General features: G+C 45.5%; 11 protein-coding genes. 3 read left to right on the forward strand and 8 right to left on the reverse strand.

The genetic code is table 11. The features are described from left to right. The first annotated feature begins 665 nt into the window (after nucleotides 1-665). Nucleotides 666-2,831 carry a methyl-accepting chemotaxis protein gene (locus tag OCV29_RS22850; RefSeq protein WP_073602287.1) on the forward strand — a complete coding sequence of 722 codons (2,166 nt, stop codon included), beginning with the start codon at nucleotides 666-668 and terminating at the stop codon, nucleotides 2,829-2,831. Between the two features lie 197 nt (nucleotides 2,832-3,028). Here OCV29_RS22850 and OCV29_RS22855 read toward each other — a convergent pair whose 3' ends face one another. The 7 genes from OCV29_RS22855 to OCV29_RS22885 form a co-directional block, all read right to left on the reverse strand. Continuing rightward, on the reverse strand, nucleotides 3,029-3,508 hold the full coding sequence (locus OCV29_RS22855) for a GNAT family N-acetyltransferase (protein ID WP_073602288.1): 480 nt from the start codon (nucleotides 3,506-3,508) through the stop codon (nucleotides 3,029-3,031). 50 nt (nucleotides 3,509-3,558) lie between these two features. Beyond that, entirely contained in the window at nucleotides 3,559-3,987 is a 429-nt protein-coding gene (locus OCV29_RS22860; protein WP_073602289.1) for a VOC family protein, read from the reverse strand. A gap of 465 nt (nucleotides 3,988-4,452) precedes the next feature. Then, nucleotides 4,453-5,010 (reverse strand): zf-TFIIB domain-containing protein, encoded by a 558-nt coding sequence (locus OCV29_RS22865; RefSeq protein ID WP_073602291.1) that lies wholly within the window; start codon nucleotides 5,008-5,010, stop codon nucleotides 4,453-4,455. A 149-nt stretch (nucleotides 5,011-5,159) separates the two neighbouring features. Continuing rightward, nucleotides 5,160-5,882, reverse strand: coding sequence for a hypothetical protein (locus OCV29_RS22870; protein ID WP_073602292.1), 723 nt, complete (start codon nucleotides 5,880-5,882; stop codon nucleotides 5,160-5,162). 119 nt (nucleotides 5,883-6,001) lie between these two features. Next, entirely contained in the window at nucleotides 6,002-10,576 is a 4,575-nt protein-coding gene (locus OCV29_RS22875) for an amino acid adenylation domain-containing protein (protein ID WP_084193208.1), read from the reverse strand. A 148-nt stretch (nucleotides 10,577-10,724) separates the two neighbouring features. Further along, on the reverse strand, nucleotides 10,725-11,540 hold the full coding sequence (locus OCV29_RS22880) for a siderophore-interacting protein (RefSeq protein ID WP_073602293.1): 816 nt from the start codon (nucleotides 11,538-11,540) through the stop codon (nucleotides 10,725-10,727). Nucleotides 11,541-11,589: 49 nt separating this feature from the next. Further along, the gene (locus OCV29_RS22885) at nucleotides 11,590-12,492 is read right to left on the reverse strand and encodes an isochorismatase family protein (RefSeq protein WP_073602294.1); all 903 of its coding nucleotides are present in this window, start codon (nucleotides 12,490-12,492) and stop codon (nucleotides 11,590-11,592) included. Between the two features lie 440 nt (nucleotides 12,493-12,932). Here OCV29_RS22885 and OCV29_RS22890 point away from each other — a divergent pair, with 440 nt between their 5' ends. Together OCV29_RS22890 and OCV29_RS22895 are read left to right on the forward strand one after the other, a co-directional pair. Next, nucleotides 12,933-14,303 carry an MATE family efflux transporter gene (locus OCV29_RS22890; RefSeq protein ID WP_073602295.1) on the forward strand — a complete coding sequence of 457 codons (1,371 nt, stop codon included), beginning with the start codon at nucleotides 12,933-12,935 and terminating at the stop codon, nucleotides 14,301-14,303. Between the two features lie 178 nt (nucleotides 14,304-14,481). Continuing rightward, nucleotides 14,482-15,870 (forward strand): pectate lyase family protein, encoded by a 1,389-nt coding sequence (locus OCV29_RS22895; RefSeq protein ID WP_073602296.1) that lies wholly within the window; start codon nucleotides 14,482-14,484, stop codon nucleotides 15,868-15,870. A 123-nt stretch (nucleotides 15,871-15,993) separates the two neighbouring features. Here the strand turns inward: OCV29_RS22895 and OCV29_RS22900 are convergent, their stop codons facing one another. Beyond that, nucleotides 15,994-16,680, reverse strand: coding sequence for a DUF1963 domain-containing protein (locus OCV29_RS22900; RefSeq protein WP_073602297.1), 687 nt, complete (start codon nucleotides 16,678-16,680; stop codon nucleotides 15,994-15,996). Nucleotides 16,681-17,771: the final 1,091 nt, after the last annotated feature.

Raw genomic sequence — 17,771 nt, forward strand, 5'->3', positions numbered from 1 at the left:
TTCATTCATCTATAAAGCCTGTCAACTCTCGCTGAACATGCATCTTGAGGTCACTTAGGCATATCAGTATGAACGAATCAACGCGGATAAATTCATTGATTTACTCAAGTTTACACTCAGGCCATATCCACCACGGACTTCAGAATGTATACCCATATATGGGTATACATACCGGGGAAATTTCAGAAAGCAGGCATTTTTTAAAATCAGACAAAATAACATGATTCGTTATTTATTTGTTAAGCAGAAACAAAGAATCAATATGTATTAATTCAAGAAAAAACTCACATTTTGGAATCGTTCCCTAAAATTAATAAATTCTAGTCAGAGAACAAGTATTTAACTGATCTGAATCAACTTTTATTTATTGATATTAATGTTCTTATATCATTATCTTTATCAATCAAACCAATTATTAATCCTGATAAAATATAGGCTTAAAATAACTATATAAATATATCGCAGCAGTTTTTCTTTACAGAATCTCTGTTTATTCAGATTCATATAATAAATCTGTTCCTCTGAATACATCGATGAAAAATGAGTTCTGCAGCAAAGTTGGTCGTAATTGCGTTCAGTCAACCATACCGCATCATATTGTTTTCACTTGAGTGGCTCATGGTGCTCAGCCTTACATGTGGTATTTCGCGAAGGAAAAATATTCAATGAAATTAAAATCAATCAAAACAAAAATCGCACTCGCTGCCGGAATTTGTTTATTTACAACCGCCGGTGTTCTGGTTGGATTCAGTATTTATTCTGCATCATCCAATCAAAAGCTGGTAACAAATCAAGTTTCAAAACTGGTCAAAAAAACCACCCTCAAAAAACTGGAAACAACAGCCTCCGGATATGCACAATCGATCAGCCGGCGGATCGAAGATGGCCTGACTTCAGCCCGTGCTATTGCAAACTCAGTTTCCGCAATCAAAGCTGAGGATGATAACAACCATATTCAGACACTGAACCGGTCAACCCTCAATAATATGCTCAAAGCAGTACTCAATAATAATCCTGATCTGAATGGTACTTATAGCTGCTGGGAGCCCGATGCTTTTGATCATCTGGATGCAGATAACCGAAATCATCAGGATGGCAATAATCCGCAAACAGGCAGGTTTACCCCCTACTGGACCAGAGACATCTCAGGTTCAATCAATGTCCAGCCTTTGGTTGAGTATGACTCCGCCCAAACACATCCAAACGGTGTGCACAAAGGCGCCTGGTATCAGGTGCCACAAAAAACCATGCATGAGACGGTCACCGCCCCACTGCCGTATGTTGTACAGGGAAAAGACATCTGGCTGGCCACATTTTCTGTGCCTGTCATTGTGAATGGCAAATTTTCCGGCGTCGTGGGTGCTGACTATAATCTGGATTTCGTCCAGAAACTCAGTGAAGAGGTGTCTCAGGAGCTCTACCAAGGGCAGAGCAGAGTCTCCATTATTACTCAGGGCGGTCTGGTCATTGCAGACAGTAAGCAACCTGAGTTTATTGGTCAGTCCATTGATCATATTTACGGTAACTTATCGGATAAGGTGCTGAACCTGATTAAGAAGAAAGAGAACTATACAAAAGATGATGAGCAAACCCAGAAGGTCAAGGTATTGGTTCCAATTACAATTGGTAATACGGATATTCACTGGGGTATTACGATTGAAGTCGACAAACAGCTGGTCCTGGCTAATGTTGAGGCACTCAGTAAAACGCTGGAGGCAAACAGCAGAAGCGATATTAACTGGCAACTGCTGATCGGCTTACTCATAACAATCACCGCAATCGGCATTCTGGTTATGATGGCGACAAAACTGGCCCAGCCCATCTTATCCGCAGTCAACATGGCAAAAACAATCGCCCGTGGCCGCTTTGATGATCGTCTGAACTATCATGCAGAAGATGAAGTCGGACAACTGGCTGATGCACTGGATGCTATGGCGGCATCTCTGCAAAAACAGGTCAATATTGCTGAGAAAATATCCCGGGGAGACCTGAATCTTGATGTCATTCTCGCATCTGACCAGGATCAACTGGGCTGTGCATTGCAGCAAATGGTCACCGATCTGAACAGTTTGGTCAGTCAAATCAAACAGCGCTCTGAGATTATTGAAGATAACGCGGCTTCAGTCGCAGACCTGAGTCATGATCTGGCAAGTGGTGCCACTCAGTCAGCTTCATCAATCACAGAAATCAGTGCAACCATCACACAAATTGCGGCTCAGATAAAGCAAAGTTCAGAGAATGCGGGCAAAGCCAATACACTGTCCCGGCAGACCCATGAATCTGCGGAGCAGGGTTACTCCCTGATGTCTGAACTTCAGGAAGCGATGCAGGAAATCGAGTCTTCCGGTCATGACATCAATAATATTATCAGCACAATTGAAGGGATTGCCGAGCAAACCAACCTGTTAGCACTCAATGCTGCGATCGAAGCAGCAAGAGCCGGAGAACAGGGCCGGGGGTTTGCCGTCGTCGCCGATGAGGTTCGCCAACTGGCCGCTCAAAGTGCGAAAGCCGTACAACAGACAGCAGCACTGGTTGAAGACTCTGCACAAAAGACGCAGCGGGGGATGACTTTGTCTCAGCAGACCACCGCTTCGCTGGCCACAATTGTGGAGAATGTTAGTGAAGTATCTGCTCTGATGAAAGAAATTGCTCAGGCTTCAGCCGAACAGGCACTGGGAGCTGAGCAGGTATCGGAAGGTATTAATCAGATTGATGAAGTCACACATCAAAACAGTCATAACTCAGAAAGCTGCGCGAACGCAGCCTCAGAATTAACCAGCCAATCAGGGCACCTGAACCAGTTAATTCAACAATTTCAACTCAAATAGAACAACAACACAATCGATAAGCCATTGGCGACATCGTCCCTGTCCTGAGTAGTCAGGACAGGGAATAATCTGGCACAGTCATGTTCAAAGCCGGTAATACGTCTCAATTTTTATTCAGTACCGGCTGACTCAGCTTTTGCATCATCCGGGAACCGGTGAAAGAAAAATGAATCCGCTCACAGGTATGACTCATCGCTTCATGAGGCCGGCAGGTGTGATACAGATACCGTGCGGGTCATGAACTTACTGTTGGGATCCGGGGAATAATCAGCAAATGGCGTACAGTATTCAAACCCAAATTTTTCATATAAATTTCTGGCAGGCCTGAAATAGTTTTCCGCCCCCGTTTCAAGGCTAATCCGCTCATACTGGCGCTGTTCAGCTATTGCCAGAACATGCGTCAACAGTTTTGAAGCGACACCAGATTGTCTGGCATGACCGGAAGTCCGCATGGATTTCAGCTCGGCATGTTTTGCATCCAGCTCTTTAATCGCCACACAACCAAGCAACGTTTGATCTTTCCAGCAACTGAAAAAAGTAATTTCCGGTGATTTGAGCGCTTCGACATCCAGAGCATGGACGCTTTCCGGCGGTGAAGTGGCATACATATCTGCCAAATGTTCTTCAAGCAGGGCAATCACTTCTCCCCCCTGCAAATCATCAATCCTGATTTCCATATCTTTCCTTTTACGACGCTTGCTACTCTCTGAACCCGCGGATATTCCGGTTACTCGATGATCAGACTACCATCTTCACTGAAGTCCCAGCAATCCCCGTATGCGACTTCCCACAAATAACCATCCGGGTCTGAAAAGTAACCACTGTAGCCACCCCAGAAAGTCTCATGAGCAGGTTTCTCAATACGGGCTCCCGCTTCTTCTGCCAGCCTCAGGACTTGATCAACTTCCTCTTTGGTCCTTGTATTGTGTGCCAGCGTTATTCCGGAGAAACCGTCACGTTTCGCACTCAAGTCCGGGGATACATCAGCTGCCAGCTCTTCCAAAGGATATAATCCCAGACATACACCACCGGTTTTAAAAAAAATGATGCCATCTGTCGGTTTACCGGATGTGGGAAAGCCAAGGTGACTATAAAAATGATATGACTGTTCAAGGCTGGCAACACCTAAGGTGATGATACTGATTCTGGGTTCCAATGCGGATTCTCCGTTTCCTGATGGTTAAAAAGTTGATCATCGATACACGGCAACATCACAGCTCAGAGCTTTCCTTTCAGGCGGGTGTATCAGATAACCGCTTTCAACAATCTCATGAATTTTCAGCTTTATCAATACGCAGAATCACTATCCGGAAAATAAAAAATCAGTTCGGATTCATCTGCTTATATTTGCATCAGTCATGCTATTTTTACGGTTGAGAAATAACAGATAAAGAATAATATAAGATCATGATTTAAAACAACTTAATCATAATTTATTGCGTTGTGAGAATGTATTTATATCTATCAATTCACTACAGTGATATCTCTGAATACCGGTTCCCGATTGCAGGTTACTCAGGCAGATATTGAGCAGGCAGTCGCTGAAAAAGTGGCCAGAACAGCCGGATGGATGGCCTCAGTTCAGGGGAACCAAGGCCGAAGAAAAGTTGAAACAGCCGGATTATTTTTCTGCTGAATATGGATCTTCCGCAAGAAGATAAGAACGCAGATCGGCTTTTTGAGGGTGCGCATTCAGCCACTCGCGAATATCACGAATTTTAGCATAATCGGCCTGACCAAATTTTGCTTCATAGAGTGCAGAGAAGTTATCTGCAGCATTTTCTTCACGAATTTTTTTCTGCCATTGTGCCGTCACAACCTGATTCAGAGCTCCGGCCAGACCTTCGGCTTTCAGTAATTCCCATTCACCTTTATCCAGCCAGATACCACCGACAGGCACACTGTAATCGATCCGGTGATCATTTTTCGCGGAAATCTTAAATTTCCGCATAATCACTCCCGAGACAGGACAAATTAATGCGCGCTTGGTATCTTCACCAACTTCTTCAGAAAGACGATAGTCAGCCGGAAAATGATATGCTTCATTTTTTTCTTTCCAGGTCACGAAATCTTCAATCAGTATCCAGTTTCCCCCGCAGCCGGAGCATGTATGCGCTCTGAACAAGCCATCAATAAAACTGGGACGGAGCGTTCCATTATTACAGTGCGTACAATTCATCTTCTTTCCTTTCGTATCCGGACAACCTGCCAGAGTATTGCTTCAGGTTGTCAAAGTATCAAACCATAACGTTTTTACTACACCCAAGTGACCTCAAGATGCATGATTGAGATTATTGGGATATAGTCATTCGTGTAACTGATCGGCGATTATTCCTGAGAAGCCGGTACTTCAGCCTCTGACTGTTCATGCCTCATAATCAACTGATAAGCCAGACATAATGCAATCGTTGAAACAATACCGACATAATAACAAATCAAAGAGATAGCCGGTGAGGGAAAACCGATTTGAGGCAAAATGACAGCGACAGGGATTGTGATCAGCATAAAAATAATCATGATCCCAAACATATAAGCCGTTTTTGATTTCGTTTTTTCCCAGGCTTCAGTCAATGTCATCATATGGTCTACCGAAATCGCCGGAATCACCAATAGCAGGCGACTACCAAAAATAACGGCTGGAGCCCAGAAAAGAGCACTGATAACGACTATAACGAGATGGCTGATCGCCGTCGTTGTTTCAAGTATCAGCAGCAAAACACTATAGATTAAGGCACCTAATCCTGCACAAGCCCCGAGCAGAAACATCATTTTGATAACTTTAAATTCACTTCGGCCCAGGGAATATCGTCCCCATGTTGGTACAGCATCCGGGCCAAGAAGAACAACACGACATATATTTAAAGCCATCACTGTTTGCAAAATACCGGTTGCAAGCAGATTGAATAAAGAAAGTGATGAAGAAGAAGTCACATAGTCACTCAATACTTCAAGTCCAAGCATCATCAGGACTGGGATGAGAGTCACTTTAAATAAAGAAACTTTGTAAAAATTCGCATAAGCAAACGCGCCAACAATCGTTTTAGCAAACATATTGAATGCATCTCTTTTTATAAAAATATTGATAGCGCGTACTATACCTTTGAATATGACCAATTCAAGACCATGATGTTATAAACTTCAGGTCACTCTGCCGGAATCTGTGCTGAATATCACCAGCAGCATGAACTTAATAACTCTCTGACCTGTTTTGCATTTTTACACCCGGCAAGTCTCTGTGGCTGAATCTGGCTGCCAAAAAGCTGGTTCAGGGATTTTGCCAGCTCAGCCAGATGATCCGGTCGTAATCCATAACGGATAAAGGCTGTTTCAGGCGTAAATGTCTCTGGAGAAACTGACAGTTTTACACTGTAAACCCGTATGATTTGCGAACAATCCGGCAACTCCCGGTATAAAGATGTCCGGGCTGATACCGACGTTTCAGCAGGTGCAGCAAGTAATTGTATCAATTGCTGCCGGATCTGCCGGCGATCGATTTTACCGTTGGCGGATAAAGGAAATTGCGATATTTGATGAAAAACACCGGGCAGATGAGAAACCGGCAGCCGGTCGCGGAGAAAGTCCCGTAACTCAGATGAAGATAAAGATATCCCTTCAGGGCATGAAAAGACGGCACCTAAACCCACATCGCCATGTCCCTGCTCAGCATAATCCACAATCACCGCTTCAGAAACCTGCGGATGTTTCCTCAGCTCTGTTTCAATATCCGGCAGCGATACCCGGACACCGCGAACTTTGATATAGCCATTGACCCGTCCGGCAAAAATGATGGTACCGTCTTCCCGGTAATATCCTAAATCGCCGGTCCGGTATGCACGGCAAGACTTACCACCGGGGTCAGTGATTGTGACAAAGTCATTTTGGTTCAATTGTCCATCCTGCAAATATCCAAGTGCAAGACACACACCCGAGGTAAAAATCCGCCCGGTTTTATAAGGTGGGCAATGGCAGGTGGTTGTGCCGGTGCTTTGATTTTCATCCACAATATAATACTGTGTTGCCGGTAGTGGTTGCCCATATGGAATGACATTTGTGTCTTCTGCCGTCAGTAAATGCCAGATACTCCATATTGTTGTTTCTGTTGGCCCGCCCAGAGAAAATAAGCACAGAGACGGATAGTGATGACGCAATAAAGCAATTGTATCCGGCTTAATATAATCACCTCCCTGCGCCACCAACCGGAGCGAAAGGAGTGAATCCGTCATCCCGCAGGCAAGTAACATTTCCAGAATCGCAGGCACTGAGCACCAAAGAGTGACGCCGTGTTGCTTCACCAGTTGATTCCAGCGAATCGCATCTTTCTCTTCCTCCTGATGCGGAATAACCAGCGTTGCACCAGCCGTTAATGTGCCGAACACATCAAAGACTGACATATCGTGATGCAACGGAGTCACCGAAATATTCACATCTTCACGGGTGATCTGCCATCGTTTGAGCGTTTGCTCAATCACATTTGAAGTGGCTTTATTATTCACCACCACACATTTAGGTTTACCTGTACTACCGGATGTATATAAATAATAAGCAGGAGACTCACTCTGACTCAGTGCGCACAAATCAATATCAGGCACAGAGATATCATCAAGGCTCACTGGCTGCATCAACTCATTTACGGATAAGACAGGTACAGGCTCATCAAACTCTGGCATTTCCTGATAAATCACTAAATCAGGATGGCAATGACGCAACAGATACGCCAGCCTGTCCGCCGGAGAAGAGGCATCAACCGGCACACGAACAATTCCGGACAGAGCACATGCCAGCGACACGGCAATATGTGCGGGGCTTCTCGGCAGACACACCGCAACAACGTCACCGGGTTTCAGTCCGGCAGCAGACAAATGCTGCCTGATTTGTGTGACCAGACTGCCCAGCTCATGATAACTAACGGGCTTATCCTGATAAATAAGGGCTGTCGTATGGTTTTGAGAACCATATAAATGGTGATGAATTTTCTGTAAAAAATCACTGCGGACAAACATCTCATCGGGGTCATTACAGCGATAGTGAGCCCCATCAATGACACTCCCCTGAACATCATCCAGCGCAACTTCCCGGCAAATCGCTTCTGCTGTGAGCCGAACACCGGATAAGAAAGCTTTGATTAAGCCATGATCTATCGCTTGAGTAGCATAATCGACACTAATCTGAAGGTTCTTGTGCGGATCATATGTCAAGCGCAAATCAATGGCGACCTGGGGGGTCTGCGTCTGGCCGCCAACCGGCTGCATCAGATTGTCTGCCGGTAAAACCGGCCAGCTCAGCGCATTGGTTAACACGACCGGGAGTGCCAGAGAACCACCATTCTTGCTGAGCAGGTAACGGTTCAAATCAACCCCGGAATAGGTTAAGTGCTCCATCCCGGCCATAATATCCTGCTGCAACTGCCGGACTCTCTCTGCAAATGTTCCCTGCCGGTACCGGTAAACAACAGCAATAAATGATGAATGATTCCCCGACACCTCTTCCCCGCCGGGCCGCATGACAGGAATACCGATACATAGCTCAGGTTCATCACACCAGTGTGACAATACCTCGAGTAATATGGCACTGAGCAGTGAATTCTGTAACAGCCGGGCATGTGCTGCCTGCCGGGTGAGTTGTTTCAGCATTGATTGACTCAGTATCAGAGTTTGCCGCTGATAGGTTGCACGGCGAATTATCTCCAGAGGCTGCTTCCACGGAAGTGAAGGGATGCCCGCGACTGTGCTGAGTTTTTCCTGCCAAAAGGCTTTATCTGTCGGCTCAACAGATAATTCGGGGGAAGATGTGAATGCTCCCGGATGTTTGACCTCTGCAGAAAAACACAGGTCAGACTGATCCGCCAGCAGTGCATATAAAATCTTTGAGATGGCTCTGCCATCCGCGATGAGTGCATCAAAACCGGTAAACAGCAGATGTTTTGCAGATGGTTTCCGGCCTTCCCCTTCATGATGATCACCTTTATCTGATGGCCCGGTATCATCAGGCATTATCACCAGACACATCGCCCACAACGGCCCGGACAGATCAAAAATCTGCTGCCGGTAACGTTGCCGGATAAGATCGGCTTCTGCCAGCGACTCTTCGTAATTCAGGGAAGATAAGTCACATACATCAAAATTCATGATGATGTCGCCGGAGACATAACAGTTCAGTGTCGCTTCATCAATACCGGTGCGCAGCAGCGGATATTCCCGGACCAGCTGTTCCAGCCGCTTTGCCAGAACAGATGGATCCGCTTGTCCTTGAAATTCCCGGAAATCATACATCGCAACACCACCTAACGGCAGAAACTCGTTTCTTCCGGCGAGATAAGCACGTTGCAACACTGTCAGCGGTTTGAGTACCTGAATATCACCGGGCTGCAGCGGATGTTTTACTGAAGCGGTCTTCTCATCAGCCTCCTGATCTACAACAAATACCGCATGTATTAAACCGGCAGAAGCGGCTAACCCCTGTAACTGTCCCGTAAAATGTTCAAACAATGTTTCTGTATATCCATCGGGAAAAACATCATGACGGACATCCCAGTTGATCAGCAACCCATCGGCAAATTCTGCAATCTGTGCGTCCAGCGTCACCTGTGGTCCCTGAGAGATTGTCCAGACCATTTGACCCAGAGTTTGATGAACTTGCGAAGACAACAAGCAACCTCCGGACAAACCGAAACCGGAAGTAAACACCACCGGGGAGACCTCCATAGCACCATGATAACGTGACAAATCACGCATGACGCTGACTCCGGGATAATCGGCATAGGTCAGTAATTCCTGCATTTGCTGTGAAATTTTCCGGGCCAGAGAAAGGAGATTTTCCTGGTGATCAATCTCAACGCCGAGAATCATCAGTCTCGAAAAATCCCCGACAACCTGACTGACATCGATACCTGAACCGGCCCGGTAAAATCCCGGAACATTGAGACGAAACTGCCGGGCACCGGAAGCCATGGCAACAGATTGGGCAAATACGGCCAGACAGAGGTTCGTCATCGTCAGATGATGCTGTTTTGCCAGCGTCTCCAAAGATTGACGCTCTGCGGCAGTGAGCTGTGCAGACAGACGACAATGTGTCCCTTGATTTTTCTGGTCCTGATTCCGGTTTTCAGGAGAAAGATAAGGAAATGGTGGTGCCGGTGGGATTGAGGCCAGTTTATTCTGCCACCACTGGCGACTCTGATCCCGTGATGACTTTCGCTGCCTGCTCTGATGAGCATGCTCCAGATAGCGAAAAAAACGAACCTCCTGATCCGGGTTCAGACTGTCAGAGCCGTGGTATAATTTCACTAAGTCCTCAAGAATAATCCGGAAGCTGAGCGCATCTGCCGCGATCATATCCATATCAAAATGAAACCTGAACCGCTCATCCGGTAAGCGTGTTAATCTGAAGTCAACGGCCTGTCCCTGACTAAGATTAAGCATTTGATGTGACATTTCAAGACGAACAGCCACCAGCCTTTTTGCCAGTTCTTCCTGCCCGAGATCGCGCCAGTCAACCACCCGCAGCATATGTTGCGTCCCCAATGGCATGATCATCTGATAGCCCTGTCCGGAAATACAGACCCGAAGCATCGGGTGAAGCTCAAACAGCTGCCTGACAGCCTGTTGCAACCTGCTGACATCAATATGATGTCCATCAAATTCAGTATATAAATGAGAAGCAACCCCTTCTCCGTCCTGTTCCAACTGCCGGCCGCTCCAGTATGCCGCCTGCATCGGTGTTAATTCCTGCTGCATATGTTTATCCATGCTGATTTGCCTGTACCTGTCTGTCTTTTCCGCAGAAAAAAAACCGATTCCATATGAAACCGGCTTTTTGGTGCTGTTCAGTGCTTCCTAAACCACCAAAAGCATTGTGCTCAGTGAAATTCGGGAACAGCCTGTCGTCGATGAATCTTTAATAGGTTTCATCCATGATTTCATGCCGCTCATCATGGTATTTTTCTTCACTTTTCCCCCGGCGCCAGTAGGGAATCGCGTACATATTCTTTTTCGTCAGTTGAAAGGTCTCGATCATAAACTTACGGCAGGCAATCACTGTACGGTTTTCACCGGCGATAAAAGCAGAAACCGTCATTCCCTGTGGAACGCCGGCAGACTGCACCGCATCAATCAGCGGATACGGCATATGCTCAGGATGCCTGACCAGCCAACGCACATCGATCCCCGCAGGATGAGTCAGTGCATGCTGGTCTTCCGGATGATCAATTTCAATCAAAGCATGCCCCACTGCGTCTTCAGGTAGACTTTCGAGTACAGCGCTCATCGCAGGTAAAGCGGTTAAATCTCCGGCCAGAATATAACGGTCAGCGACTGGTAACGCTGGTTTTTGTCCCGGCCCGGCAAGCCCGAGTTGGTCGCCCGGCTGACAACGCATGGCCCAGCCGGAACCGGGAGATTCTGTACCATGCACAACGAAATCTATATCCAGTTCGTTCGTTTCTGGCCGGTAATACCGGATGGTATAAGCGCGGGATGCAGGCTTATTTTCCGGCCAGACAATCTGGTCACCTTCCCAGTGGGGGAGCTCCAGCGTGCCAGACTGTTGATTAGGAAAAAAGACTTTGATTGCTGCACCGTTTTCATCGGACGGAAATCCTTTCAGATCGTCTCCGGTGAATGTCACCCGCACAAAATGAGGAGTCAGATATGTTTTTCTGACACACTCTATGAAACGCGGCTGACGGCCGCCAGCCTGCCTGTTTTGACTCATCCGGTTTTCTTCCTTCTCTTTATGTCTTTATCTCTGATTCTGTTTGATCTCAGGCAGCACAACCCGCCGGTGTCATCGCGGCCTGATCTTCAATCAGCTGCCACCACTCTTGCAACGTCACTTTTTCCATCAGCTGAGCAAAAGTAATGGTTGTGCCCTGCTGCTGCCATTTTTCCAGCAACGTCATTGCACGGACAGAATCAAGACCATAAAAAAGCAGATTCTCCGTTTCGTCCAATTCATCAATACTGATTTCCAGAACCTGGGCAATATCGTGCTTCATTCTGTCAAGCGTCAAACCAGCAGGTACAATAGCGTCTGGCCGGACTGAGATTTCATCCAATACAGTTTGTAATGATTTTACTGCGCCGGCACGTCCTGTGACATATTTCATGGTCCATTCATGCTCTTCAGCTGAAAAATCAGCAATCGCATCGCCAACCACAAAGGGCTTGATGTCGAGCATAAATGCTTCCAGTGTCGTAGACAGAATGCCGATGTGCCCATAAACCCCGCAGATGATGATCTGATTGCGGCCATGACTGCGCATATATTCATGTAACTCATTTTTCCGGAAAGCACTGTAGCGCCACTTCGTCAGGCAGATGTCATTCTGTTCCGGGGTTAATTCAGAGATAATTTCAGCATCACATGTCAAACCCTGCCCCCAGAAATCTGTAAGTAATGCCCGTTCTTCCGGATCCTGATTCACCGGCTGAGCGGTATAAATGACCGGAATTCCCGCTTCACGGGCCGCTTTTGCAAGAGACTGTATATTTTGCTTGAGTTTCGGTACAGGCGCAGCATCCGTATCAAAGAAGTTCATAAAATAGCATTGCATATCATGAATCAGCAGTACCGCATTTTGGGGCTCAACCTGCCAGTTCACTTTATTTTGTGGAAAATGCTCTGAGTCAGGCAACTCGTAGGAAGCAATCTTGGGAATCGACATGGTGTTTATCCTTCGTATCTCTGGCCAATAATTCACCGACATTTAACTGACGAATGAGGGTCTGATTTTCAATTGGTTTTCGATACTAGCAATAAACCCTTTACATGTAAATAATAATAATTATCATTCATATTCTCTATAATATATACCCAAGCGACCTGAAGATGCGGTGTTCAGTGAGATTTGTCCGGGTTTGAAACAAGGCACTGATTTGAGAACATAGTCATTCTACGTTGAGAATCAGTAACGCTGGGTCAAGCCCGGACAAATCTCACCCGCAGGGCGTCAGCCGAAACGCACATTTCTGCGTCAGGTGAATTTGACAGGTGTTTACATGCCTGCATTCACCTTCCTTGAACTGCACCTTTCGGCTGACGCTGAATCATGCATCTTCAGGTTGTTTGGGTATATTCACAAATTTGCTTAAATAAGGACAGTTCATGGCTACAGACAAAATTGTTACGCCGGTTTTAAAACTCGCCATTCCCATTATGTTTATTCAGGTATGTCAGGCGTCTTTAGGATTAGCAGATACATTTGTTGCGGGCCGTTACAATGTTATCGATCTGGCTGGAATTGGTCTTGGCAGCAGCCTGTGGACACCGGTACTGACACTGATTACAGGTGTTCTTTATGCACTGGTTCCGAAAATATCGGCTTCAGCCAGTACCGGGCGATATACCCAAATGCAACAGTTATTTCAGCACGGTAAAAAGATAACCGTCATCCTCAGTACTGTCGGGTTTATTCTGATTCAGTTACTGGCTTTTCTTTGCCCGCTACTGATTGATGATCAACAGGTCGCCACCGTCACCCGGCAATATCTTCATTACATCGCTTTTGGTATGCCCGGACTGATCTATATGGTGCTGAACCGCTTTTTCTGTGAAGGGAACAGCTGCCTGAAGCCTGTATTCCTGACAACGGTTGTGCTCTCCGGGATTAATTTACTGCTTAATTACGGTCTGGTTAATGGCTGGGGGATTCTGCCCCGGCTGGGTGGAGCCGGCTGCGGACTGGCCACGGCAATCTCTGTTACAACCGGTGCCGTCATGATTCATGTTCTCGCCAGACGACATATTCCTTTTGCTTTTCCTGTCACGCCTGTCACCACCAATACACATGAAACGAAAGCGCTCTTCTTTGAAGGGCTGCCCGTCGGAATTTCTATCGTGGTCGAAGTACTGGCTTTAACTCTGCTGGCATTTTTTGCGTCCTCTATGGGAACAGCAGTCATCGCTGCACACCAGATTGCTATCAATATTGCACTGGTCGTATTTATGATCCCACTGGCCTTAAGTAGTGCAGCAACCATCCGTGTTGCCCACTTTTCAGGCCATCAGCAGCAGGATAATACGGCCAAAACCAGTTCAGCTGTATTCTTTCTCACCATGGCCTACGGCATTCTGATGGCAGTGATGATCAACTGGTTTATTTCACCAATCGTTACCGGCTTCAGCCATGACCCGGAAGTTCAGCGTCTGTTAAAAACGTTATTGGGTTATATTGCTTTATTTCAGTTTGCCGATGCGATTATGATCGTCGCTTCCGGGATCCTCAGAGGCATGCAGGAGTTCATCAAACCTTTAATCGCGACTTTTGCCGCTTACTGGATATTCATACTGCCACTAAGTTACGTTGTGGGTGTGCAGGGATGGTGGTGGCATGCGCCGGGCATTCAGGTCATCTGGTCCCTGCTGATTGCCGGACTGACAGGAGCTGCCATTATTCTGGTTGTTCAGGTTCGTCAAAAACTCAGAGATCCCCGGACAAGTAGTCCGCAAAGCGAAGAGTTGCTCAAAACAGAATGATTTCTTTTCTGCACTGATTTGGTTAATATTTATTAAGCAATTGATTGAATACAATACCGTAAAATTTTCAATTGTACTGGTCATTCCGGTGTAAAAATCTCTGTCTTATCTGATATCACACCGGATAACACAGATGACCAGCTAACCATAAAAGTAAATTATAACAACAGGTTATATTATGAAAAAATCATTATTAAAAAAATCATTACTTGTTTCTGCCATAACTTCCCCCCTGTTTGCCCAAGCGGCAATGGCAGTCACCGCCTTTCCGGGCGCGGCAGGTTTTGGTGCAGAGACGATTGGTGGCCGGGGTGGTGATGTCTACCATGTGACCAATCTGAAAGACTCTGGAAAAGGTTCTCTGCGCGATGCCGTCAGCGCCGATCACCGGACAATTGTTTTTGACATCGGTGGCACGATTCACCTGAAGTCTCCCCTGAAAATTCAGAGTAAATACCTGACACTGGCTGGCCAGACAGCACCCGGTGACGGTATTACTGTGGCAGAATATCCGGTGGAGATTAGTAAAGCACAGCATGTCATTATCCGGTATATGCGATTCCGTTGTGGTGATTACAATGCAGTCGCAGCGAATGGTAAACCCGCAAAAGGCAAAGGTAACCTGAAAGGCAGTTCCGCCGGTGCGCTGGATGTGGGTTATAGTCAATATGTCATGATCGATCATGTGTCCACATCCTGGAGTATGGATGAAGTTTTATCTGTCACGAATTCGAATAATGTGACCGTTCAGAATTCCATGATTTCAGAAGCATTGAACAACTCTCATCATAAAAAAGGAAAACACGGTTATGGCTCTTTGATCAGGGCAGCGACCAGCGGCGACGGTTATACATTTTATCGCAATCTGTATGCACATAACTATGGCCGGAATCCCGGTGCCGGTGCGAATCAGACCTCCAAAAAATACGAGACGCTTTCACTCGATTTTGTCAATAACGTGATTTATGGCTGGGGGAACCGTTCCGGTGAAGCCATTGATGGCACAAAAGGGGGTTACGTTCACCTGAACTATGTCGGTAACTATGCAATAGCCAATCAGGATTCACGAAATGCTGCTTCTCTGTGGGATGAGAAAAAAACCAAAGGCATTCTGACGTATCAGCATGATAATAAGCTGGATAATAATATGAATGGCAAGCTGGATGGTAAAAACAACGGCTGGGATCTTTTCCCTAAATTCAAGAAAAATCAGAAACTGACGAAACGCTGGTCATTTCCTGAAGTACCGACAGTCTCTGCTGATCAGGCTTACAAAATCGTCCTCCAACAAGTTGGCGCATCTTTGGTTCGCGACAGTATTGATCAGCGTATTATTGAGCAGGTAAAAAATAATTCCGGCAGTATTATTGACAGCCAGACAGAAGTGGGTGGTTTGCCTGATCTGAATTCAGGATATGCGAAACAAGATAGTGATCAAGACGGAATGCCTGATGCATGGGAACAAGCACACGGACTCAATGCTTCAGATCCATCCGACAGCAGCCAATATGGCTCCGGCAGTCAGTATACTCATCTTGAAGTATATCTGAATAGTCTGGCAGGTTAGGCCGTGAAAGATAAACACGCTCTAACCAGATAGGTCTCATCTGTCCGGAAATTTTCCGGATAAAAAATTGCCCGGTTCAGATAACCGGGCAATCATCATTAATCTTCTCGCAAACAGAAAAAATTAGTACTCATCGTAATACATCACCCAACGTCCATCCGATCTGTTTCTGGCAAACATAAAACTGCCGTCATCACCAATGGTTAGCCGGACATTCGGATCAGAAGCAATTTGAAATACAAATTCATATCCTTCACCAAAATCAATCCCCGGCTGACAATATGAAGGGTAACCACCAAATTTATGAGCGTAATAATGATCAATCGTGTCATAGTAACATTCGATCTCACCACTATTTTCCATCACCGGCATATCACTTTTCATACTGCTGAGAATCTGGTCTTCCCAGAGTGGACAATCTCTTTCTATCATTTCCGGATGAAGTGGGAAAGGTTCTAAATCCGGACAAACAACCTCTTTTCTTTCAAGTCCCTGCACAGAACTATATTCGCGAATCAGCCAACTACTGCCCATTTCGTCAAACGGCTGAGGAAATTCTGTCGACACAAATAAAGTGATGAGTTCTACTCCGGCCACTGCTTCAGGAACATAAGGCAGGTTCTTCAGGCAAATCTGGGCCAGAGGAATCATCTCGTTTCCCAGATCATCACGGGGAAGCGTTTCTCCCTGACCAAAAAGAAAAACCTTACCAATCCAGCTTTCGGTTAATTCGTGTGTGGGGCGAACGCCCCCGAGTGATAATTTTGTAATGGGTTTTCCCAAATGCTGTTTTATGTCTTCAATTATCATTCTATATACTCCCAACTGAGCGTCTTAATTCATTGTTTTATGACGTTTCTCTGCCCACTGATCATGATTGATTAATTATGCGATCAGCACTTCTTTTGTCTTTTGGTTTCTTCTTCAGTACAACAAAGAAAATCAGATAAACGTTTCGCGGTTGATATAAGGACAAGTAAGCCTGTGATCTGTCCGGAGACTGCTGCCCTGAGATTTATATGAATTATTTTCCGGGATATCTGCCCCTGTTAAGCCATCAGGTTTGGATAAAGATTCCGGAAAAATGACATCATTCAGCACTGCCTGGTATTTCGGTACAAACGATGCCAGGATCAATAATCATTTGCTTAATCATGTCAATAACAGGAAAGCGGTTTCCAACCGCAATCCCATCGTATGACATTTAACCGCTAAAAAATAGAATCAGATGTCGCAAATTGAGTCATATCACAGAATAAGTGAACCTAATAATAACAAAGATGCATATATATATTATTAATATTGATATGAAATAATTCCGGAATTACCAAATAAATAATACTAGTTTCATAAAACAACAAAATAATTCATGAATGAATAATTAGGTCTGACTCAAAGATGCACTGTTTATGTAGCGACAACCATTCAGTCAGACAACATAATTCATCTCTGTGGGTATCATCTCTGGCGGTATAAATAAGAGGAAGAGAAATGAATGACTTTCTGATGTTGTCATTCATTTGGGATCATTCTGGCACTTGCATCATTTTTAATTTAAGCCATATTCGTCATCGTAAAAAATGATCTCTGCGCCATTTTCCAGCCTTATCAGAGAGGCTTTGGAATCTAACTCGTAAGATTGGTTCAACGAGTTGATATCCAGAAAATTCTTTAATATAACCGTTCGTCCGGAAAAGTCATTCTCAGTCCATAGTACTGACATGGGCTCAACTGAATTTATGGCATGATCTTGCCTTGTATTCAGACCCGCTTCCGTACTTACAGAAGCCATCGCAATCACTGTTATTGCGTATAGTATACTTTTCAATCTCATTGTTCAGATTTATGTCAGAAAACAGAAAAAATCAGGTTTGTTTTTATGATATATAACAATGAAACGA

It is taken from the genome of Vibrio aerogenes (genome assembly GCF_024346755.1).
Classification (GTDB): domain Bacteria; phylum Pseudomonadota; class Gammaproteobacteria; order Enterobacterales; family Vibrionaceae; genus Vibrio; species Vibrio aerogenes.